The 19,421-nt window shown below is 67.0% G+C and carries 21 protein-coding genes; 8 read left to right on the plus strand and 13 right to left on the minus strand.

Features of this window, described 5'->3' with window-relative positions; genetic code table 11:
- The first annotated feature begins 22 nt into the window (after positions 1–22).
- The 7 genes from RH91_RS02245 (at position 23) to RH91_RS02275 (ending at position 8,796) form a co-directional block, all read left to right on the plus strand.
- Positions 23–1,465 carry an NAD(P)-dependent oxidoreductase gene (locus RH91_RS02245; protein ID WP_010160877.1) on the plus strand — a complete coding sequence of 481 codons (1,443 nt, stop codon included), beginning with the start codon at positions 23–25 and terminating at the stop codon, positions 1,463–1,465.
- Complete coding sequence (locus tag RH91_RS02250) at positions 1,462–1,758, plus strand: hypothetical protein (RefSeq protein ID WP_010160879.1); 297 nt, start codon at positions 1,462–1,464, stop codon at positions 1,756–1,758. The genes RH91_RS02245 and RH91_RS02250 overlap by 4 nt, the downstream gene beginning before the upstream one ends.
- Positions 1,755–2,237, plus strand: a complete 483-nt coding sequence (locus RH91_RS02255; protein ID WP_010160880.1) for a hypothetical protein — start codon at positions 1,755–1,757, stop codon at positions 2,235–2,237. Before RH91_RS02250 ends, RH91_RS02255 begins: the two co-directional genes overlap by 4 nt.
- Positions 2,234–6,754, plus strand: coding sequence for a glutamate synthase large subunit (gene gltB, locus RH91_RS02260; RefSeq protein ID WP_010160881.1), 4,521 nt, complete (start codon positions 2,234–2,236; stop codon positions 6,752–6,754). Before RH91_RS02255 ends, gltB begins: the two co-directional genes overlap by 4 nt.
- Before the next feature lie 293 nt (positions 6,755–7,047).
- Complete coding sequence (locus tag RH91_RS02265; protein WP_010160882.1) at positions 7,048–7,485, plus strand: hypothetical protein; 438 nt, start codon at positions 7,048–7,050, stop codon at positions 7,483–7,485.
- Positions 7,486–7,766: 281 nt separating this feature from the next.
- Positions 7,767–8,438, plus strand: coding sequence for a glutathione S-transferase family protein (locus tag RH91_RS02270; protein ID WP_010160883.1), 672 nt, complete (start codon positions 7,767–7,769; stop codon positions 8,436–8,438).
- Positions 8,419–8,796, plus strand: coding sequence for a tRNA-binding protein (locus RH91_RS02275; RefSeq protein WP_010160884.1), 378 nt, complete (start codon positions 8,419–8,421; stop codon positions 8,794–8,796). Before RH91_RS02270 ends, RH91_RS02275 begins: the two co-directional genes overlap by 20 nt.
- A 59-nt stretch (positions 8,797–8,855) precedes the next feature.
- Here the strand turns inward: RH91_RS02275 and RH91_RS02280 are convergent, their stop codons facing one another.
- From RH91_RS02280 to RH91_RS02335, 12 genes are all read right to left on the minus strand, one after another.
- Entirely contained in the window at positions 8,856–10,355 is a 1,500-nt protein-coding gene (locus RH91_RS02280) for a hypothetical protein (protein ID WP_010160885.1), read from the minus strand.
- 44 nt (positions 10,356–10,399) lie between these two features.
- A complete protein-coding gene (locus tag RH91_RS02285; protein WP_010215176.1) occupies positions 10,400–10,828 on the minus strand; it encodes a hypothetical protein in 429 nt (142 codons plus the stop codon).
- 11 nt (positions 10,829–10,839) lie between these two features.
- Entirely contained in the window at positions 10,840–11,373 is a 534-nt protein-coding gene (locus RH91_RS02290; protein WP_029623539.1) for a demethoxyubiquinone hydroxylase family protein, read from the minus strand.
- Positions 11,374–11,375: 2 nt separating this feature from the next.
- Complete coding sequence (locus RH91_RS02295; protein ID WP_010160889.1) at positions 11,376–11,843, minus strand: disulfide bond formation protein B; 468 nt, start codon at positions 11,841–11,843, stop codon at positions 11,376–11,378.
- 1 nt (position 11,844) lies between these two features.
- A complete protein-coding gene (locus tag RH91_RS02300; RefSeq protein WP_029623540.1) occupies positions 11,845–13,188 on the minus strand; it encodes a S41 family peptidase in 1,344 nt (447 codons plus the stop codon).
- A gap of 104 nt (positions 13,189–13,292) precedes the next feature.
- Positions 13,293–14,465: a murein hydrolase activator EnvC family protein gene (locus RH91_RS02305; protein WP_010160891.1), complete on the minus strand. Its 1,173-nt coding sequence runs from the start codon at positions 14,463–14,465 to the stop codon at positions 13,293–13,295.
- On the minus strand, positions 14,465–14,887 hold the full coding sequence (locus tag RH91_RS02310; protein WP_010160892.1) for a 23S rRNA (pseudouridine(1915)-N(3))-methyltransferase RlmH: 423 nt from the start codon (positions 14,885–14,887) through the stop codon (positions 14,465–14,467). The genes RH91_RS02305 and RH91_RS02310 overlap by 1 nt, the downstream gene beginning before the upstream one ends.
- A 39-nt stretch (positions 14,888–14,926) precedes the next feature.
- Positions 14,927–15,337 carry a ribosome silencing factor gene (gene rsfS, locus RH91_RS02315; RefSeq protein ID WP_232283388.1) on the minus strand — a complete coding sequence of 137 codons (411 nt, stop codon included), beginning with the start codon at positions 15,335–15,337 and terminating at the stop codon, positions 14,927–14,929.
- An 8-nt stretch (positions 15,338–15,345) separates the two neighbouring features.
- Positions 15,346–15,963 carry a nicotinate-nucleotide adenylyltransferase gene (locus RH91_RS02320; protein WP_010160894.1) on the minus strand — a complete coding sequence of 206 codons (618 nt, stop codon included), beginning with the start codon at positions 15,961–15,963 and terminating at the stop codon, positions 15,346–15,348.
- Positions 15,960–16,256 (minus strand): type II toxin-antitoxin system RelE/ParE family toxin, encoded by a 297-nt coding sequence (locus RH91_RS02325; RefSeq protein WP_010160896.1) that lies wholly within the window; start codon positions 16,254–16,256, stop codon positions 15,960–15,962. The genes RH91_RS02320 and RH91_RS02325 overlap by 4 nt, the downstream gene beginning before the upstream one ends.
- Positions 16,244–16,519, minus strand: coding sequence for a CopG family ribbon-helix-helix protein (locus tag RH91_RS02330; protein WP_051116664.1), 276 nt, complete (start codon positions 16,517–16,519; stop codon positions 16,244–16,246). Before RH91_RS02330 ends, RH91_RS02325 begins: the two co-directional genes overlap by 13 nt.
- Before the next feature lie 31 nt (positions 16,520–16,550).
- The gene (locus tag RH91_RS02335; RefSeq protein ID WP_010160898.1) at positions 16,551–17,819 is read right to left on the minus strand and encodes a glutamate-5-semialdehyde dehydrogenase; all 1,269 of its coding nucleotides are present in this window, start codon (positions 17,817–17,819) and stop codon (positions 16,551–16,553) included.
- Between the two features lie 71 nt (positions 17,820–17,890).
- Here RH91_RS02335 and RH91_RS02340 point away from each other — a divergent pair, with 71 nt between their 5' ends.
- Positions 17,891–18,958 (plus strand): DUF3667 domain-containing protein, encoded by a 1,068-nt coding sequence (locus RH91_RS02340; RefSeq protein WP_010160899.1) that lies wholly within the window; start codon positions 17,891–17,893, stop codon positions 18,956–18,958.
- Between the two features lie 117 nt (positions 18,959–19,075).
- On the opposite strand, the gene RH91_RS02345 is transcribed toward RH91_RS02340, so the two are convergent.
- Complete coding sequence (locus tag RH91_RS02345; RefSeq protein WP_232283389.1) at positions 19,076–19,396, minus strand: hypothetical protein; 321 nt, start codon at positions 19,394–19,396, stop codon at positions 19,076–19,078.
- Between the last annotated feature and the right edge of the window lie 25 nt (positions 19,397–19,421).

Genomic DNA, 19,421 nt, shown 5'->3' on the forward strand with positions numbered 1-19,421 from the left:
GCATTCTCGAAAGGATGGGTGCATGGCGGACTTTTTGCTGCTCAAGTTTGTCGATCGCGAGCAGGCCTACCCGGCCAAGCGCGAGCCCGAGCTGCGGGCGGAGGACTTCCAGGAGATCGCGGATCGCTATGCGGTCCCCGATGCCGAGGAACAGGCCGGCCGTTGCTCGCAATGCGGCGTGCCCTATTGCTCGGTGCATTGCCCGCTGCACAATCACATCCCCGACTGGCTCCGTCTGACCGCCGAGGGGCGGCTGCGCGAAGCCTATGAGCTGAGCAACGCGACCTCGACCATGCCCGAGATCTGCGGCCGGATCTGCCCGCAGGACCGGCTGTGCGAGGGCAATTGCGTTATTGAATTCTCCGGGCATGGCGCGGTGACGATCGGCGCGGTCGAGAAGTTCATCACCGATACTGCCTGGGAAGAAGGCTGGGTCGAGCCGCTCGTCGTCGGCCCCGCACGCGGCCAGTCGGTCGGCGTGATCGGTGCCGGACCCGCAGGCTTGTCCGCAGCGGAATATCTGCGCGGCAACGGCTATGACGTCCACGTCTATGATCGCTACGACCGCGCGGGTGGATTGCTGACCTACGGCATCCCCGGCTTCAAGCTCGAGAAGCCCGTCGTTACGCGCCGGGTCGAGCGGCTCAAGGCGGGCGGGATCGTGTTCCACGAGAGCTTCGAGGTCGGTCGCGACGCGACGCTCGACGCATTGCGCCAGCGCCATGACGCGCTGCTGATCGCGACCGGCGTGTACAAGGCGCGCGCGATCAAGGCCCCCGGCGTCGAGCGTGACGGCGTGGTCGATGCGCTCGATTTCCTGACTGCGTCGAACCGCAAGAATTTCGGCGATGCCGTCCCTGCGTATGACGACGGCAGCCTCAATGCCGCGGGCAAGCATGTCGTCGTGATCGGCGGCGGCGATACCGCGATGGACTGCGTCCGCACCGCGATCCGCCAGGATGCCGCCTCGGTGAAGTGCCTCTACCGCCGCGACCGCGCCAACATGCCGGGCTCGCAGCGCGAAGTGAACAATGCCGAGGAAGAAGGCGTCGAGTTCGTCTGGCTGTCCGCGCCCGAAAGCTTCGTCGGCGAAGACCGTGTGTCTGGCGTCAAGGCGAGCGCGATGCGGCTCGGCGCCCCCGATGCGAGCGGTCGGCGCGCCCCCGAGATCGATCCCGAGGGCGGGTTCGATCTGCAGGCCGATCTCGTTATCAAGGCGCTCGGCTTCGATGCCGAGGATCTGCCGCGGCTGTTCGAAGCGCCCGAGCTTGGCGTGACCCGCTGGGGCACGGTGCTGGTCGACAACAAGACGCTGATGACCTCGCTCGACGGCGTGTTCGCGGCGGGTGACATCGTGCGCGGCGCGTCGCTCGTGGTGTGGGCGATCCGCGACGGACGCGACGTGGCGGCGAGCATGCACAAGTTCCTCAAGGCGAAAGCGAGCGCTGCGAGGAAGGCGGCATGAGGCTGACCGACAAAGAGGTTTCGGCCATTAAGGCGGCGACCCGGCTGACATTCGGCCCGGACGCCGTGGTGCGCCTGTATGGTAGCCGTACTATCGACACGCGGTGTGGCGGTGATATCGACCTCCATGTCGAAACGCAGGACGAGGTCGATGTTTGGCGTGCCAAGGATGTGTTTCTGGAACGGCTGTTCGCCCGGATAGATGCCCAGCGCGTCGATTTGATTGCGACCAAACGCGGAGCGACACCCACCCCGATCGAGCAGATTGCCTACCGCGACGGAGTGGTGCTGTGACGCGAGACGGCGAACGCGCCCTGCTTACGGACTATCTTGCGACATGCGGTCGGCTTCATACGGGATTCGTCAGAACCGTCGCATTGGTTGAACCGCTGGTGCCGATGACGGCAGCCCGCATCGACGAGCTTCCGTTCGAGGAAGATAGCTACGTGCTGGGGTATCTGAAGCGCTACGAACAGTTCGAGGATGCGCTGCATCGCACGTTGAAAGCGATCTCGAAGATCATGGAGCATGGCAAGATCGAACGCCTGACTTCAGTGGATGTAACCCGCCGCGCCTATGCTTTGGGGATACTGCCAAACGAGACAATCTGGGCGGATGCGGTACGCACCCGCAATGCCCTAGCGCACGAATATCCCCTCAACCCGCAAAAGCGCGCCGACCAAGTGAATGCAGCGTGGGATGCGCGGGAAACCCTGATCGAGACGTGGGCGGCTATCGAGCGCTTCGTCGAACAAGAGAGACTATTGGCATGACCAACATGGACTCCGAACGCCTCCGCCTCGCCGAACACGGCATGTATCGCCCCGAATTCGAGGGCGACGCCTGCGGCGTCGGTCTCGTCGCCGCGACCGATGGAACGCCATCGCGCCGGGTCGTGCAATCCGCGATCGATGCGCTGAAGGCGGTGTGGCACCGCGGCGCAGTCGATGCCGACGGCAAGACCGGCGACGGCGCGGGCCTCCACATCGACCTTCCGCTCAAGTTCTTCGACGATGCGGTCGCCGCCTCGGGGCATCGCCCGATGCCAAACCGGCTCGCGGTCGGGATGATCTTCCTGCCGCGCACCGATCTCGGCGCGCAGGAGGCGTGCCGCACGATCGTCGAAAGCGCGATCATCGAGGAAGGCTATACCATCTACGGCTGGCGCCAGGTGCCGGTCGACGTGTCGGTGATCGGCCAGAAGGCGCAGGCGACTCGCCCCGAGATCGAGCAGATCATGATCGCGGGCCCCCTGCCCGACGACCAGACCGCCGCCGAGTTCGAGAAGAACCTCTATCTCGTTCGTCGCCGGATCGAGAAGCGCGTGATCGCGGCGCAGATCCAGGGCTTCTACGTCTGCTCGCTGTCGTGCCGGTCGATCATCTACAAGGGCCTGTTCCTCGCGGAATCGCTGTCGGTGTTCTACCCCGATCTGCGCGACCCGCGGTTCGAGAGCCGCGTCGCGATCTTCCATCAGCGCTACTCGACCAACACCTTCCCGCAATGGTGGCTGGCGCAGCCGTTCCGCTGCCTCGCGCACAATGGCGAGATCAACACGATCCGCGGCAACAAGAACTGGATGCTCAGCCACGAGATCAAGATGGCGAGCCTGTCGTTCGGCGATCAGTCGGAGGACATCAAGCCGGTGATCCCGGCGGGCGCATCCGACACCGCAGCCCTCGACGCGGTGTTCGAGGCGATCTGCCGCTCAGGGAGAGATGCCCCGACCGCCAAGCTGATGCTGGTGCCCGAGGCGATGGCGGATTCGATCGACATGCCCGCCGAACATCTCTCGATGTACCAGTATCTCGCGTCGGTGATGGAACCGTGGGACGGCCCCGCCGCGCTCGCGATGACCGATGGCCGCTGGGCGGTCGCGGGGATGGACCGCAACGCGCTCCGTCCGCTGCGCTATGTCCGCACGGTCGACGGGATCGTCATCGTCGGGTCGGAAAGCGGGATGGTCGTCGTTCCCGAATCGACGATCATCGAGAAAGGCCGGCTCGGGCCGGGCCAGATGCTTGCGATCGATCTCGACGAGGGCGTGCTGTACCATGACCGCGCGATCAAGGACCAGATCGCGGGCGAGGCGGATTACGCCGCGATGATCGGTGCGTTCAAGCGGATCGAGGCGCTGCCGCAGCCCGCCGAGGATGCGATCACGCACTTCGACCGTGCCGACCTCACCCGCCGCCAGGTTGCGGCGGGGCAGACGCTCGAGGATATGGAGCTGATCCTGTCGCCGATGGTCGAGGGCGCGAAGGAAGCGATCGGCTCGATGGGCGACGATACGCCGCTTGCCGTGATTTCGGACAAGCCACGGCTGATCAGCCAGTTCTTCCGGCAGAATTTCAGCCAGGTCACCAACCCGCCGATCGACCCGTTGCGCGAACGCCATGTGATGTCGCTCAAGACGCGGTTCGGCAATCTCGCCAACATCCTCGACACCGAGGACCGGCGCGACGGCGTGCTGGTGCTGCAATCGCCGGTGCTCGATGGCACGAGCTGGGCGCAGCTCAAGGCGCATTTCGGATCGCAAGGCGCTGAAATCGACTGCACCTTCGAGGCCGGCGGCGGGCCGGAAACGCTCCGTGCCGCTATCGCCCGCATCCGTGCCGAGGCGGTAACGGCGGTGCGCCAGGGCAAGAGCGAGCTGTTCCTGACCGACATGGCGATCGGCGTGGACCGGATCGGCATTGCGGGCGTCCTCGCGGCGGCGGCGGTGCATACGCACCTCGTCCGCATGGGGCTGCGCTCCTACGCCAGCATCAACATCCAGACCGCCGAATGCCTCGACACGCATTATTATGCGGTGCTGATCGGCGTCGGCGCGACCACCGTCCACGCCTATCTGGCCGAAGCGTCGATCGCGGATCGCCAGGCGCGCGGGCTGTTCGGCGCGCTGACCCTCGCCGAATGTCTCACACGGCACCGCACCGCGGTGGACGAAGGGCTGCTCAAGATCATGTCGAAGATGGGGATCGCGGTGATCTCCAGCTATCGCGGCGGCTACAACTTCGAGGCGGTCGGCCTCAGCCGCGCGCTCGTCAACGACCTGTTCCCCGGCATGCCAGCGAAGATTTCGGGCGAAGGCTATGCCTCGCTCCACCTCAACGCGCAGCTGCGCCACGACAAGGCGTTCGACGAGGGCGTCGCCACGCTCCCGATCGGCGGCTTCTATCGCCAGCGCCACACCGGCGAGACCCACGCCTACTCGGCGCAGCTGATGCACCTGCTGCAGAACTCGGTCGCGACCGACAGCTATTCGACCTATCTGCAATTCGCACGTGGGGTGGAGGCGCTGCCCCCGGTCTATCTGCGCGACTTGCTCCAGTTCAAATATCCCGACGAAGGCATCCCGGTCGACCAGGTCGAGGCGATCACCGAGATCCGTAAGCGGTTCGTGACGCCGGGCATGTCGCTCGGCGCGCTCAGCCCGGAGGCGCATGAAACGCTCGCGATCGCGATGAACCGGATCGGCGCCAAGGCGGTGTCAGGCGAAGGCGGCGAGGATACCGAACGCTTCTCCCCGCGTGCCAATGGCGACAACGCCAATTCGGGCGTCAAGCAGATCGCCAGCGGGCGCTTCGGCGTGACCGCGGAATATCTCAACGCCTGCGAAGAGATCGAGATCAAGGTCGCGCAGGGGGCCAAGCCCGGCGAGGGCGGGCAGCTCCCCGGCTTCAAGGTGACCGAGTTCATCGCCAAGCTGCGCCATGCCACCCCCGGCGTGACGCTCATCTCGCCGCCGCCGCATCACGACATCTATTCGATCGAGGATCTCGCGCAGCTCATCTACGACTGCAAGCAGATCAACCCGACCGCGCGGGTGTGCGTCAAGCTCGTCTCGTCCGCCGGGATCGGCACGGTCGCGGCGGGCGTGGCGAAGGCGCATGCCGACGTCATCCTGATCGCAGGCCATGTCGGCGGCACCGGTGCCTCCCCGCAGACCAGCATCAAATATGCCGGCACGCCGTGGGAAATGGGGCTGTCCGAAGTCAACCAGACGCTGACGCTCAACGGTTTGCGCGGGCGGATCAAGCTGCGGACCGATGGCGGGCTCAAGACCGGGCGCGATATCGTGATTGCGGCGATCCTCGGCGCGGAGGAGTTCGGGATCGGCACGCTGTCGCTCGTCGCGATGGGCTGCATCATGGTGCGCCAGTGCCATTCGAACACGTGCCCCGTGGGCGTCTGCACGCAGGACCAGAAGCTGCGCGACAAGTTCACCGGCACGCCCGAAAAGGTCATCAATCTCATGACCTTCATCGCCGAGGAAGTCCGCGACATCCTCGCGCGGCTCGGCTTCCGCAGCCTCGACGAAGTGATTGGCCGCACCGAACTGCTCCGCCAGGTCAGCCGGGGCGCCGAACATCTCGACGATCTCGATCTCAACCCGATCCTCGCCAAGGTCGATGCGCCCGACGACCAGCGCCGCTTCAGCCTGACGACGCGGCGCAACGAAGTGCCCGACAGCCTGGATGCGCAGATCATCAAGGATGCGGGCGCGGTCTTCAGCCGGCGCGAGAAGATGCAGCTGACCTATTCGGTACGCAACACGCACCGCGCGGTCGGCACGCGGCTGTCGAGCGAGATCACGCGGACCTTCGGCATGTCGGCTCTCGCGGACGGGCATGTCCACGTCCGGCTGCGTGGCTCGGCGGGGCAAAGCCTCGGCGCGTTCCTCTGCAAGGGGATCACGCTCGAGGTGTTCGGCGATGCCAATGACTATGTCGGCAAGGGGCTGTCCGGAGGGATCATCGCGGTGCGCCCGGTGGTGAGTTCGCCGCTGGTCAGCCAGGACAATACGATCATCGGCAATACCGTGCTGTACGGCGCGACCTCGGGCAGCCTCTATGCCGCGGGCCAGGCGGGCGAGCGGTTCGCGGTGCGCAACTCGGGCGCGAACGTGGTGGTCGAAGGCTGTGGCGCGAATGGCTGTGAATATATGACCGGCGGGACCGCTGTCGTGCTTGGTACGGTCGGCGCCAATTTCGGTGCGGGGATGACCGGCGGGATGGCGTTCATCTACGATGCCGACGGCAGCTTCGCGCGGCGCGCCAACCCGGACAGCATCACGTGGAACCGGCTCTCGTCGCTGCATTGGGAAGCGGTGCTGCTCGGGATGGTCCGCGCGCATCATGCCGCGACCGACAGCAAATGGTCGGGCGCGTTGCTCGACGACTGGGGCCGCGTGGTGGATCGCTTCTGGCAGGTCGTGCCAAAGGAAATGCTGACGCGGCTGAGCCATTCGATCGACGACCGGGTGGAACAGGAGGCGGCGGAGTAGCGCGGGGCCGCACCGCCTCGGCAGCAAAGCGCACCGGACGGTCTGCGCAAAGGTGTTTAGCAGCGGCTTTTTGGATGCCCTCCCCGGCCAAGGCCGGGGCCCAAAAGTGGCGCGGTCGTACCGTCGCGATCGGCGACGTTACATCGGCCGTCGCTCTTGGACCCCGGCCTTCGCCGGGGGGGGATGATTGCAGAGAGGGCGTGCCCGAAGCTGACCCCATACGGCTTCGCCAATCGACGCACGCCGTGGAAGCTGCTATACGTGCGCCTTCACCGCATCCCAAAAGGTACGCCATGCGCCTGTATCTCCTCGGTTTGTTCGCCCTGACCGCCGCCACCCCGGCGCTTGCGCGCGAACCCGCCCCGCGCCCCGCACCGTCGATCGACGCCGCACAGGTCGGTGCGTTGCTGTCGAACCCGCTGGTGCAGGAAGGGCTAGCCGCGGTCGTCGACCAATATGCGGGCGCCTTGCTCCAGACCCGCGTGGGGCCGGTTGCGAAACTGGCGGGGCCGGACGCGGGCATCCGCCAGGAGGACACGCTCGGCGACGTGATCGGCCGGCAGGACCCGCACTATGCGGACCATCTCCACAAGGGCGCGAAGGGCGCGATCGCGGCGACCGGACAGGCCGCCAAGGACATCGCCAGCATGACCGCCGAACTCCAGCGCACCGCCGACCGGCTCCGCACGGTCCTCGGGAGCAGCGGTCTGGGGTTGGACGCGGCGCGCTAAATCCCTAGTTTTTGCCGCTCGGCGGTCTGGCGGCGCTGGGAAACATTCTTCCCCGGCGAAGGCCGCGGCCCAGGTGGAATGGCCGAAGTACCGTAGCGCAGCCCATCCATTCCCCGGCTGCGCTCTTGGGCCCCGGCCTTCGCCGGGGAAGTGAAGTCAGCAGGACGCTGCTGTAACGGCCGACTACCGGCCACCCCAGCGGTCGTCCCCGGGATGCACCCGACCGATTAATCCCGCGCGCCATCTTCCCCCTGCGCCGCACTGCTTCTACCACGCAGGATATGTGGCAACTCTATCAATTCCCGCTCTGCCCGTTCTCGCGCAAGGTCCGCCTCCTGCTCGGCGAAAAGGGCATCGGCTATGAACTCGTCCGCGAAAGCCCCTGGGAACGCCGCGACGAATTCCTCGACATGAACCCGGCGGGCCAGGTGCCCGTGCTGGCGGACCAGTCGCGGGGGATCCTGCTGATGGATTCCATGGCGATCTGCGAATATCTCGAGGAAACGGTCGAGAAGAGCGCGATGATCAACGGCACCGCGACCAGTCGCGCGGAGATTCGCCGGCTCGTCGCGTGGTTCGATACGCAGTTCTTCGCCGATATCGTCGCGCCGTTGCTCCACGAGCGGATGGAGAAGCGGCTCGTGACCAAGGAACCACCCGATTCGAAGCGGCTTCGCGACGCGATGAAGGCGGCGGTACGGCATCTCGACTATACCGATTACCTGCTCGATCATCACAATTGGATGGCGGGTGCGACGATGAGCCTTGCAGATCTGGCCGCAGCGGCGCAGATTTCGGTCGCGGACTATCTCGGCGGGATTGACTGGAAGAATCACGAACAGACCGCGAAATGGTATCGCGGGTTCAAGAGCCGCCCCAGTTTCCGCCCGCTGCTGTCCGAACGGATGGAGGGAATCATGGCACCGAAACATTATGACGATGTCGACTTCTGACCCGGTCACCTCCGATCTGGCGCCCCAGATCGCGTTCGACGACTTCCTGAAGGTCGACATTCGCGTCGGGACGATCGTCGAGGCGCTCCCCTTCCCGCAGGCGCGCAAGCCCGCGTACCGGCTGGCGATCGACTTCGGCCCCGGGATCGGGATCAAACGGTCCTCGGCGCAGATCACGGTGCATTACACGCTGGAGGAGCTCGTCGGGCGACAGGTCGCCGCGGTCGTCAACTTCCCACCACGGCAGATCGGACCGGTCATGTCCGAGGTGCTGACGCTCGGCTTCCCCGACGCGGCGGGCGAAGTCGTGTTGCTCCAGCCCGGGCATGGCGTTCCCAATGGCGGGCGACTGTTCTAGGCAGTCTGCCTGGCCCTCCCCGGTTCGTTTCGAAACGAACGAACGGGGAAACGAACCCGCTACGCGCGGCCCTGCGCCCGGACGCGGCGTTCCGCCCGGCGTGTCTGCCACAGCATCAGTCCCAGCAGCGGCACGGCAATGTCGAGATACAGCGCAAAGCCGAACCACGGGGCCCAGCCGGCGTAGAGATTGAGCACGGTATCCAGTTTCCCGTGCAGGAACATCCCGGAGAAATTGCGAGTCAAGACCGGCGTCAGCATCGCCTCGGGCGCAAAAATGTCGGTGCTGACGACGATCAGGTTGATCGCGCTCGACAGCGCCAGCACGCCGATTGCGGCTAAGCGCGCGCGGCGGTGTTCGAGCGAGGCCCATAAGGGGGCGAGGCCGAGCGCGAGGAAGGGAATGGCGGGAACCGCGTGGCGCGGCCCGACCGATGCGCCGCCGTCCCAATAATGGTAGGAGGCGTTGACCAGCAGCGCGATCGTCACGACCGCGACCGCAAGCCAGCCGAGATCGCGTGTCGCCGGGGTACGGATCAATCGCACCAGCCCGACCACCCCCAGCAGCAGAACAGGTGCCACCCAGAACAGCCCGCGCCGCAGCCCGAACAGGATCTCCCACAGCGCAACCGGTTTCGGGTAGGTCAGGCCGAACAGCCCCTCGTTCATCCCCTGGAAGCCGACCACCCCCTGATAGCCGAGCACGAACGGCGTGCCGAACGCGATCTCGTTATAGGCCAGGACCGGCAGCAGCGCGACACTCGCCGATAGCAGCGCCGCCGCATACAGACGGTTCCGGACCGGTCCGGCGGTGCGACGGGTTCGCCACAGCGCCCACACGCCGATCGCCAGCCCCGCAAGCGCTGCCTGGAATTCGATCGCCGCCGCCCAGCCGAGCGCAAGACCCGCCATCACCGGATAGCGCCACCGGCCAAGCGCGCGAGGTCCCGACGTCCCCCGCCAGATCGCCCAGGTCGCGATCAGCAGAAGTGCGGCGACCGGCGCATGGCCAAACAGGGTGGTCGACCAGCCCCATGCCACCGACCCGAGCGCATATCCCAGCGCGGCGAACAGCCCAGCGGCGGGGCTGCCCGTAATCCCCGTCCCGAGATCGAGCAGAAGGACCGCGGCAAACGCCGTCAGCAACGCCGCACTACCCGCGACCGCGAGCGACAGCCGGACACCAAGGAAGGCGCGCAACCGCGGATTGGCGATGTCGATCACCTCGTCCTGCGAGCGAGCGCCGGAAACCGCGTTGACCGCCCACACCGCCGGGACCGCCATCCCGGTCATCCCCGGGGCCTTGTCCATGTAATAATGCCGCGCCGCCCCGTTGCCGAACTGCGCCTTGTCGATCGTCAGCGACTGGTACCGGTCGATCCGCGCATCGCCGTGCTCGACCAGCGCGATCGCGGCGAAAAGGCGAGTCGCGGTGTTCGGGTTGAGCGCGTTGGACCCGAACCACACGCACGACAGCCAAACCAGCGCGAACAGCAGGAGCGCGACGCCATGCGGCCCGCGCGCCGTTTCGATGGTCGAAGACGAACCGGGCGTGATCAAGCGTTCCGGCACCCGATCAGCACCACGCCGGTTGCGTCCGCATCCTATTCGAGCGCCCGGTCGACTGCGCGCTGGTCCGCCTTGGCGGCCTGACGCTCGCGCTTATATTGCTGGCCGCGTTGTGCGAGGCACCCGGTGGCGCCGCCCGCGCCGACGGTCGAGCAGCTGCCGATGCCCTCGACCCCGACCTTGTCGTTCGCCTGCGCCTTCGCGGCCCAGCTCTCGTTTTCGGGTGTCACTTCCAGCTCGCGCAACTCCTTGGGGATGCGGAACTGTTCGCCAGGGGCGCGGCGCACGCAGACGACGATCTCGTTGCCGTTGGTATCGGTCGGGCACTTCTGGTTGCCGTAGATCGTCATCGTCGGTGCAGGCACGTTCTGCGCGGCGAGCGGGGCCGGAGCGGTGAGGCTGGCAGCTGCGCCGACCATTACGGTCGCGGCGAGCGTCAGCCGGGGGAACAAGGCTCGGGTCATCACTTTCTCCGTCAAATCCGTTTGGCCGTGGCAATGGCAACCTTGCAGCCAAGCCGGATGAACGTGCTCAGAACCGGATAGCCGATCGCGTTCTCGGCGCCTGCCGCGAGCGCGGCTTCCTTGTGCTCGACCTCTTCCGCCTGGAAGTCGCGGATCGCGTCGGTCAGCTCAGGGTCGCTGTCGCCCAAAGCGACGAGCTGGTCTTCGTAATGCTTGTCGATCTCGGTCTCGACCGCGGCGGTGCACGCCATCGCGGCCTCGGGGCTGATCGCGGCGGTCACCGCACCGAGCGCGAACCCCGCGACGTTCCAGATTGGCTCGAGCAGCGTCGGGCGTACGTTGCGCCGCGCCATCATCGCGTCGAAGAACGCGCGGTGGCGTGCCTCCTGGTTCGCCATCCCCGCGATCGCGCGCGCCGCCGGGCTGCGATCACCCAGCACCGCGAGCTGCCCCGCATAGATCCGCGTCGCGCCGAACTCGCCGGCCTGATCCACCCGGATCATCGATTCGGTCGCGCGTCGCGCGTCGCCCGGCTTCCAGCCCATGCTCATTTCCTCCGCAATGCCCAGAAGATGGCGATTGCTCCTGCGATCGAAAAGATCGCGTTGAACCCGGCGAGCGAAATCCCGCCGAGCCGCCATTGCGCGACGTCGCACCGGACGATCGGCGCCTTCATGATCGATTCGAGCGTGACCGGGCCAGTCATCGTCGAGGTGCATTCGGTGAAGCCCTGCCACCAGTGATATTCGACGCCTGCGTGAAACACCCCGATCAGCCCGCTGAGCAGGACGGCCACGCCCGCGAGCGCGACGAGCAGGCGTTGCACGCCACGCCCGGGCGCAGCGAACGCGAGTGCCGCGAGGATGATCGCGACGCCGTGCGGATAGCGCTGAAACCAGCACAATTCGCACGGATACAGCTTGCCGACATATTGCGACACCAATGCGCCGCCCAGCAGCGCTGCGGGGACGACCAGCGCGAGCAGGCGCGCGAGCGGGAAACGATCGGTCGTCATGCTATTTCGCCGCCGTTGCCGACCGTGGCGACGCGGCCCCGAGCCGGCCGATCGTCTGGAGCGCATAGCTCAACTGGAAATCCTCAATGCCCTTGGCCTTCAATTGCTCCGGCGTCGCAGCGAAGCGCGGGTCGGTCTTGGTGTCTTCCTCAATCGCGGCATTGTCCGCCTTGACCTCGTTGATCAGGTGGCGGCGCAGATCGTCCTCGCGGAAGACCGGGCGCGACTTGTAATCCGGGTCCGAAATCTGCGGCACAGCGATATCGGGTTCGATCCCGCCTTCCTGCACCGAGCGGCCCGACGGCGTGTAATAGCGCGACGTGGTCAGCCGCAGCGCGGCATTCGCGCCAAGGTCGATCACGGTCTGGACCGAGCCCTTGCCGAACGAGCGTTCGCCCATCACGAGCGCGCGGTGATGATCCTGCAACGCGCCGGCGACGATCTCGGACGCGGACGCGGTGCCCGCGTTGGTCAGCACGATGATCGGCGCGCCGTGCGCGAGGTCGCCCTTCACATAGCTTTCGGCATAGAAGGGTTCGATATCCGCCTTGTCGCGACCGCGTTGCGAGACGATCTCGCCGCTGCTCAGGAAATTGTCCGCCACCGCGATCGATTCGTCGCGCAGGCCCCCGCCATTGTCGCGCAGATCGACGATATAGCCGAGCGGATCATGCCCGATCTGCTTCTGGATGCCCTTGATCGCGGCGGTCACCGCCTCGCCGGTATGTTCCGAGAAGGCGTTGATGTTGATGATCCCGACGCCGTCCTTGACGCTCCACTTGACCGGCTTCTGAACGATCTTCTCGCGCACTAGCGACACCTCGATCGGCTTGTCGCGGCCCGGGCGGAGCAACGTCAGCCCGACCTTGGACCCGGGCGGCCCGCGCATCTGCGTGATCGCCTCGTCGAGCGTCTGGCCGAAGATCAGCTTGCCGTTGATGTGGGTGATGTAATCGCCCGACTTGATCCCGGCGCGCCCGCCCGGCGTGTCTTCCGCCGGGGCGATCACCTTGATCGCGCCGTCCTGCATCGTCACGGTCAGGCCAAGCCCGCCATAACTGCCGAGCGTCTGGATCCGCAGATTGTCGTAATCGAGCCCGGTCTCATAGGCGCTGTGCGGGTCGAGCGCGGCGAGCATCCCGTCGATCGCGCCCTTGACCAGCGTCTTGTCGTCGACCTTGTCGACATATTCCGCCTTCACACGATTATAGACGTCGAGGAACACCGACATCTCGCGATAGGTGCCGGTGTCGACCGCCGCCATCGCGCTGGTGCCGACCGGCACGATCGCCAGCACCGCCGCGATCGCGGAGGCCTGAAGCAGGGACGTGGAAAAGCGCGACATCGGCGAATACTCGAACGGCATGAGGAGATCAGTCCACCGTAGCCGGGTTTGTGGCGCGATCAAAGCACGCGGCGCATGAACGCAGGCGGAACGGCAAGATCGGCTCAGCCAAGCAACGGCGTCATGTCGATCGGCCGGTCGCGGCGGCGCAATTCGATCGTGACGCGGGGTGCCGGGCCTGCCGCGGCATAGCCGACGAGGGCGTCCTGCGCGATGTGCTGGCCGGCGCGCGCAGTGGTTTCGCCGAGCCCCGCGATCAGCGAGGTCCAGCCACCGCCGTGATCGAGGATCACGATCGTGCCATAGCCGCGAAACGGACCCGCGAAGGCGACCTGCCCAGCCGCAGGCGCGACGACCCGCGCGCGGCCCAGCGTCGCGATCGTCAGCCCACGCGACCGCACGCCCGCATCGGACACTTCGCCGAACCCCGTCGCGATGCGCCCGCTGACGGGCAGACGATATGGCGGCGTCGCGCGCGACCAGCCGGTGCCGCCGCCGCCCGCGACCGTCCCCGGTCGCGCCGGGCGCTGCTCCGGCCCGGGGAGCGTTGTCAGCTGTTGCTGCGTCGTCGCGAGCGTATCGGCCTGGTCCATCCCGTCGACCAGGTCGCGCGCCTTTTCGCCAAGCGCGATCGCGCGATCCGATTCGAACAGCGCATCGCGCCCGAGCGCGCGGGCGCGGAGCCGATGCGCGGCTTCGAGCCGGCTCAGCGCAAGCCGTTGCGCCTCGAGCCGGGTCCGCCCCTCCGCCAACGCCTGACCTGCAAGCGTCGCCTGCGCCTGAAGCAGCCGGGTCCGGGCGAGCTCGGCACGGACGCCGTGCGTGCGTGCGCGGATTGCGGGGAGCGTGCTCGCGAGGACTGCGCGGACATGGACGATATCGTCGATCGATCCGGGCTGGACAACGCTGATCACCGCCGGGCGACGCGCCAACGACTGGAGTGCCGCGAGCAACCGCGCGACGGGTTGCTGCTGCGCCGCGAGCCGCGCCCGTTGGGCTTCGAGCAAGTGCGCGACGATCACGATCCGTGCCTGCGCGGCAACGACGTCTGCCTCGGCCTGCCGGATCCGTGCGGCGACCGCCGCCTCGCGCGTCTGCGCCTGGCGGGCCTGATTCTGTTCGTTCGCGGCCTGCCGTTCAAGCGCGGCAGAACGCGCGGCAGCTGCGGCCGATTGGGCGTTGGCGGCGGCAAGCTGGCTGCGCTGGTCCTGCGCGGGCGCGGCGCTGCCACCGGCCGCGGCGAGCGCAAGGGCGAGCAGAACGGACCGACGCCGCATCAGCCCTCGCGGTGGTAGGGATGGTTGGCGAGGATGCTGGTCGCGCGCCACAATTGCTCGGCCAGCATCGCGCGCGCGAGCAGGTGCGGCCAGGTCGCGCGCCCGAAACTCAGCAGCAAGTCCGCCTGCGCGCGAGCTGCATCGTCGAACCCGTCCGCCGCGCCGATCAGGAAACGGACCTCGCGCACGCCCGAATCGCGCCATTTCTCGAGCGTCCCTGCAATCTCGCGCGAGGGGAGGACGACCCCGGTCTCGTCGAGCAGGACGACGCGGGTCCCGGGGTCGAGCGCGGGGATCTTGCCGCCGCTGTCGGGCAGTTCGGTCACTTTGTACGGCCAGGATAGCCGTTTGACATAGCGCTCGACCAGTTCGGCCTCGGGCCCGCGCCCGATCCGCCCGCGCGCGACGATATGCAGCAGCATCAGTCCCCACCCCTGCCCCGGTCCGACGACCGGTGCGCCTTACGCTTCGCCGCCGAACGGATCGGGCGTGGCGGGCAGAGTCGGTGCGTCGCCGAATGCCCACATCCGCTCGAGATTGTAGAAGCTGCGGACTTCGGGGCGGAACAGGTGGACGATCACGTCGCCCGCGTCGATCAGTACCCAGTCGGCGGTCGGCAAGCCTTCGATCCGGGTCGAGCGGCGGAGTTCGCCCTTGATCTTCTCGGACAGCTTCTGCGCCATCGACGCAACCTGACGGGTCGAGCGACCGCTTGCGATCACCATATAGTCCGCGATGGTCGACTTGCCCGCGAGCGGGATCGAAATGGTATCGACCGCCTGATCGTCGTCGAGCGACGCGAGCACGAGCCGATGCAGCGCCTCGACCTCATCGGGTTCGGACGCGCGATACACAGGAGAAGATGAAGCCAAGGCGATTCCTATTCGATAGGGGGAGAGTCAGTATCCGGCAGGAAATGCCGCTGCCAGGCGGGGTCGGCAGCACGAAGCTGCGTCGCGGAGCGCGGGTCGGGGCGGAAGCGCAACAGCACGAGGGCCGGCAATCTCCACTGCGTCCAGTTCTTCGCCTGGTGTGCGGGCCGACGAGCGCGCCGCAACCAACCCATCGCGGGAGCCGCGAGAGCATCCCGGTCATACCCCGGACGCGCGATGACCGCAATCGGAACCTCGCGCGCGATCGTGCGCCACCCTTTCCACTGGTCGAACTGCGCGAGATTGTCCGATCCCATCAGCCAGATGAAGTGCTTCTTGGGATACAGGCGGCGCAATTTGATGACCGTATCGACGGTGTAGCGCGTCCCGAGGCGCTGTTCGATCGCGCTGACCCGGATCGGGGCGTGGCGCGCCATCCGCGTCGCGGAAGCGAACCGCGCGGCGAATGGCGCCATGTCGCTGCGGCTCTGCTTGAGCGGATTGCCCGGCGAGACCAGCCACCACACTTCGTCGAGCCCAAGCGCATCGAGCGCGGCGAGGCTGATCGCGCGATGCCCTGCATGCGCGGGGTTGAACGAGCCGCCGAGGATGCCAATGCGAGTCAAAGCTCGGCTTCGATCGCGTGGAACCAGTTTTCCCGACCATGGTGGATGCGGACGATTTCGACCCTGTCATCGCGCAGGCGGTAGAGGATCAGATAGGACGTCTGGCGCACACTGATCACGCGAAACGGCTCGCTAATCGACCAGCCCAGCCGGGGATAGTCCGACAAGCGCGAAGCTGCCGACCGGATCGCGCGAAGAATGCGGACCGCTGCAGCAGGATCCCGTTTCGAGAGATACGCATCGATGTCGGCCAGATCCAGACGGGACGTCGGCGACCAGATCAGGTGCGGCATCGCGCCTCATGCCTGGCGATCATGGCGTCGAGGTCGCGCATTACGACCTCGTGCGGAATGGACTCACCGCGATCGAGTTCGTCGATGCCGACCTGTGCGGAGGCCGCGAACGCCGCTTCGCGTACCACGGAACGACGGATCGCATCAGCAGCGTAAGCCGCAGGACTGATCCCGAGGGACGCCGCCATCTGATCTAGCAAGGCGCTGGTCTCGGCATCGAGTTCAGCGGTGACTGACTGCAAGATGGACGCGGGATGGTTCATGACGGCAAACTAATCGCTCACCGCATCGCCATCAACCCCGCACCTGGCCCGTCCCATAACCGATCCATTTGTACGTCGTGAGCCCCTCCAGCGCGACCGGCCCGCGGGCGTGCAGGCGCCCGGTCGCAATCCCGATTTCCGCGCCGAGCCCGAACTCGCCGCCATCGGCGAATTGGGTCGAGGCGTTCCACAGCACGATCGCGCTGTCGACCTGTGCGAGAAAACGATCCGCGACCGCCGCATCGGCGGCGACGATCGCGTCGGTATGATGCGACCCGTGCCGCGCGATGTGCGCGATCGCGCCCTCCACCCCGTCGACCAGCGCGGCGGAAGCGATGGCGTCGAGATATTCGGTGTCCCAGTCGGCGTCGCTCGCGCGGGGCAGTTCGGGAAAGTGTCGCGCCAATTCAGCGTCGACGCGGACCTCGCACCCGGCTTCGGACAAGCCCGCGACCAGCGCCGCTGCCTGCGGATAGTCCCGGTCGATCAGCAGCGTTTCCATCGCGCCACAGACGCCCGTGCGGCGCAGCTTGGCATCGCAGACGATCGCCTGCGCCATCGCCGGGTCCGCGGACGCATCGACATAGACGTGGTTGATCCCGTCGAGATGCGCGAGCACCGGAACGCGCGCCTCGGCCTGGACTCGCGCGACCAGCCCCTTGCCGCCACGCGGCACGATCAGGTCGATCGCCTCCCCCCCGCCCGATCCGTCCGCGACGAGCATCGCCCCGACCGCGGCGCGATCGGTCGTCGGCACGAGTTGCGCGGCATCGGCGGGGACGCCGTGCGCGGCGAGGCCGCTCACCAGCGCCGCGTGGATCGCGCGGTTGCTCTCGATCGCCTCGGACCCGCCACGCAGGATCACCGCATTGCCCGCCATCACCGCAAGCGCCGCCGCATCCGCGGTGACGTTGGGGCGGCTTTCGTAGATGATGCCGATCACGCCGATCGGCACGCGCACGCGGCGCAGCACCAGCCCGTTGGGGCGCACGCGTTCGTCGATCAGCGCGCCGACCGGGTCGGGCAAGCCCGCGACCGCGGCGACGCCCTCCGCCATCGCGCGCACGCGCGCGCCGTCGAGCCGCAACCGATCGAGCAGCGCGCCCGAGAGCCCGGCGGCAGTGGCCTTGTCCAGGTCGACCGCATTGGCCGCGACGATCGCGACTTCGGCGGCGCGCAGGGCGTCCGCCGCAGCATGCAGCGCGCTCGCCTTGGTCGCGGTCGGCAGCGTCGCCAGCGTTCGGGCGGCGGCGCAGGCGCGGCGTGTCAGGTCGGCAACAAGGGCGGTTGCATCGGTCATTACGGTCTCGCTATCATGGCCTCGGGGACCGCGGCAAAGCCTATCTGCGCGGCATGACAGGGGAAAGGCGCATGACCGAGCTGACGGCGGCAGGCGATGCAGCGACCGGAATGCTCGCGGCGCACGCGATCGATTCCTATCCCGACCGGGAGGGTCATGGCGGCGCGGCGGCGGGCTTGTGCCTCAATTGCGGGACGCGGCTTTCGGGCGAGTTCTGCCACCGCTGCGGCCAGGCCGCGCACGTGCACCGCACGCTCGCGTCGATCGGGCATGACCTGTTGCACGGCGTCTTCCATTTCGAGGGCAAGATCTGGCGAACGCTGCCGATGCTGTTCACCCGCCCGGGCGCGTTGACCCGGCGCTACATTGCGGGCGAGCGCGCGCGGTTCGTGTCCCCGCTCGCGCTGTTCCTCTTTTCGGTGTTCCTGATGGTCGCCACGTTCGAGACGGTCGGCGGGCCGATCGGCGGGACGAGTACGGCCGAACGGCAGGGCGCAAAGATGACACCCGCGAAGCTCGACTCCGAGATCGCCGACACCGAGGCGCGGATCGGCGTGCTCGAGAAACGCCGCGATCAGGGCGAAAAGGCCGCCGAGATCGCGATCGAGCTCAAGGCGCTGCGCAAGACCGCGGCGGGCTTGCAATCGGCCAAGGCGCTCACCCACGGCGATTTCAGCAAGCCGATCTCGGTTGGTGACATCAACACCGGGAGCAAGATGCTCGACGAACGGATCGCGCACGCGTTCGCCGCGCCCAAGCTGTTCCTCTACAAGCTGCAATCGACCGCGTACAAATTCAGCTGGGCGCTGATCCCGATCTCGCTGCCGTTCATCTGGCTGCTGTTTGCGTTCCGCCGCGATGTCGGGCCGTATGATCACGCCATCTTCGCTATCTATTCGCTGTCCGCAATGACGATGGGGACGGTGGTCCTGACGATCCTGCTCGCGGTCGGGGTTTCGGGCAAGCTGGTCGGGACGGTGTTCCTGCTCGGGCCGCCGCTGCACATGTATCGGCAGCTCAAGGGGGCCTATCGGCTGAGCCGGTTCGGTGCCTTGTGGCGGACGGTGGCGCTGGTCTGCTCGGCGTATGTTGCCGGTCTGCTGTTCTTCGTCGGCGTGCTGGGGATGATCGCGGAATAAGGGGCTCTCGCCCCATCCCGATCGGTCCGTTGCGGGTGCCGTCGGGAAAACCGGCACGGCGCGTGTTTCTCGACACCGCTCGGAACGGACGATGGGTGGCGTTCCCGCTTGCTGCGTTCAGCCGCAGGGATACCGGTGCTGCATCATCGCCTGAAACGCGGTGGTAACGCTCTGCGATCGGTCGCTTGGCGGGAGCGCGGCGAAATCGGCGATCAACGTCTTCGCGTCGACATTGGCCTTGCCGCGCGGCGGTGGACAACTCCGCGGCGGCTTGCCCGCGAGACGGTCCGCTTCGACTTGCGCGCGGTACGCGTGCGCCGCCGTCGCTATCTCGCCGCGGACGTCCGTCAAATCGGGGGAGGCGGCGGCGAGCACGCCTTTTGCCTGAAGCGCTCTTGCCTTGGCGAGGAACGTGTCGACCGTCATCGCTTTGGCCATCATGGGCGCGAACGCCAGAACCACA

It is taken from the genome of Sphingomonas sp. PAMC 26617 (genome assembly GCF_000242835.1).
Taxonomy (GTDB): Bacteria; Pseudomonadota; Alphaproteobacteria; order Sphingomonadales; family Sphingomonadaceae; genus Sphingomonas.

What these genes read in the sequence shown, in the direction of transcription:
- RH91_RS02245 (WP_010160877.1), top strand. Translation starts at nt 23, where the DNA reads ATGGCGGACTTTTTGCTGCTCAAGTTTGTCGATCGCGAGCAGGCCTAC.
- RH91_RS02250 (WP_010160879.1), top strand. Translation starts at nt 1,462, where the DNA reads ATGAGGCTGACCGACAAAGAGGTTTCGGCCATTAAGGCGGCGACCCGG.
- gltB (WP_010160881.1), top strand. Translation starts at nt 2,234, where the DNA reads ATGACCAACATGGACTCCGAACGCCTCCGCCTCGCCGAACACGGCATG.
- RH91_RS02265 (WP_010160882.1), top strand. Translation starts at nt 7,048, where the DNA reads ATGCGCCTGTATCTCCTCGGTTTGTTCGCCCTGACCGCCGCCACCCCG.
- RH91_RS02270 (WP_010160883.1), top strand. Translation starts at nt 7,767, where the DNA reads ATGTGGCAACTCTATCAATTCCCGCTCTGCCCGTTCTCGCGCAAGGTC.
- RH91_RS02275 (WP_010160884.1), top strand. Translation starts at nt 8,419, where the DNA reads ATGACGATGTCGACTTCTGACCCGGTCACCTCCGATCTGGCGCCCCAG.
- RH91_RS02285 (WP_010215176.1), bottom strand. Translation starts at nt 10,828, where the DNA reads ATGACCCGAGCCTTGTTCCCCCGGCTGACGCTCGCCGCGACCGTAATG.
- RH91_RS02290 (WP_029623539.1), bottom strand. Translation starts at nt 11,373, where the DNA reads ATGGGCTGGAAGCCGGGCGACGCGCGACGCGCGACCGAATCGATGATC.
- RH91_RS02295 (WP_010160889.1), bottom strand. Translation starts at nt 11,843, where the DNA reads ATGACGACCGATCGTTTCCCGCTCGCGCGCCTGCTCGCGCTGGTCGTC.
- RH91_RS02300 (WP_029623540.1), bottom strand. Translation starts at nt 13,188, where the DNA reads ATGTCGCGCTTTTCCACGTCCCTGCTTCAGGCCTCCGCGATCGCGGCG.
- RH91_RS02305 (WP_010160891.1), bottom strand. Translation starts at nt 14,465, where the DNA reads ATGCGGCGTCGGTCCGTTCTGCTCGCCCTTGCGCTCGCCGCGGCCGGT.
- RH91_RS02310 (WP_010160892.1), bottom strand. Translation starts at nt 14,887, where the DNA reads ATGCTGCTGCATATCGTCGCGCGCGGGCGGATCGGGCGCGGGCCCGAG.
- RH91_RS02325 (WP_010160896.1), bottom strand. Translation starts at nt 16,256, where the DNA reads ATGCCGCACCTGATCTGGTCGCCGACGTCCCGTCTGGATCTGGCCGAC.
- RH91_RS02330 (WP_051116664.1), bottom strand. Translation starts at nt 16,519, where the DNA reads ATGAACCATCCCGCGTCCATCTTGCAGTCAGTCACCGCTGAACTCGAT.
- RH91_RS02335 (WP_010160898.1), bottom strand. Translation starts at nt 17,819, where the DNA reads ATGACCGATGCAACCGCCCTTGTTGCCGACCTGACACGCCGCGCCTGC.
- RH91_RS02340 (WP_010160899.1), top strand. Translation starts at nt 17,891, where the DNA reads ATGACCGAGCTGACGGCGGCAGGCGATGCAGCGACCGGAATGCTCGCG.
- RH91_RS02345 (WP_232283389.1), bottom strand. Translation starts at nt 19,396, where the DNA reads ATGGCCAAAGCGATGACGGTCGACACGTTCCTCGCCAAGGCAAGAGCG.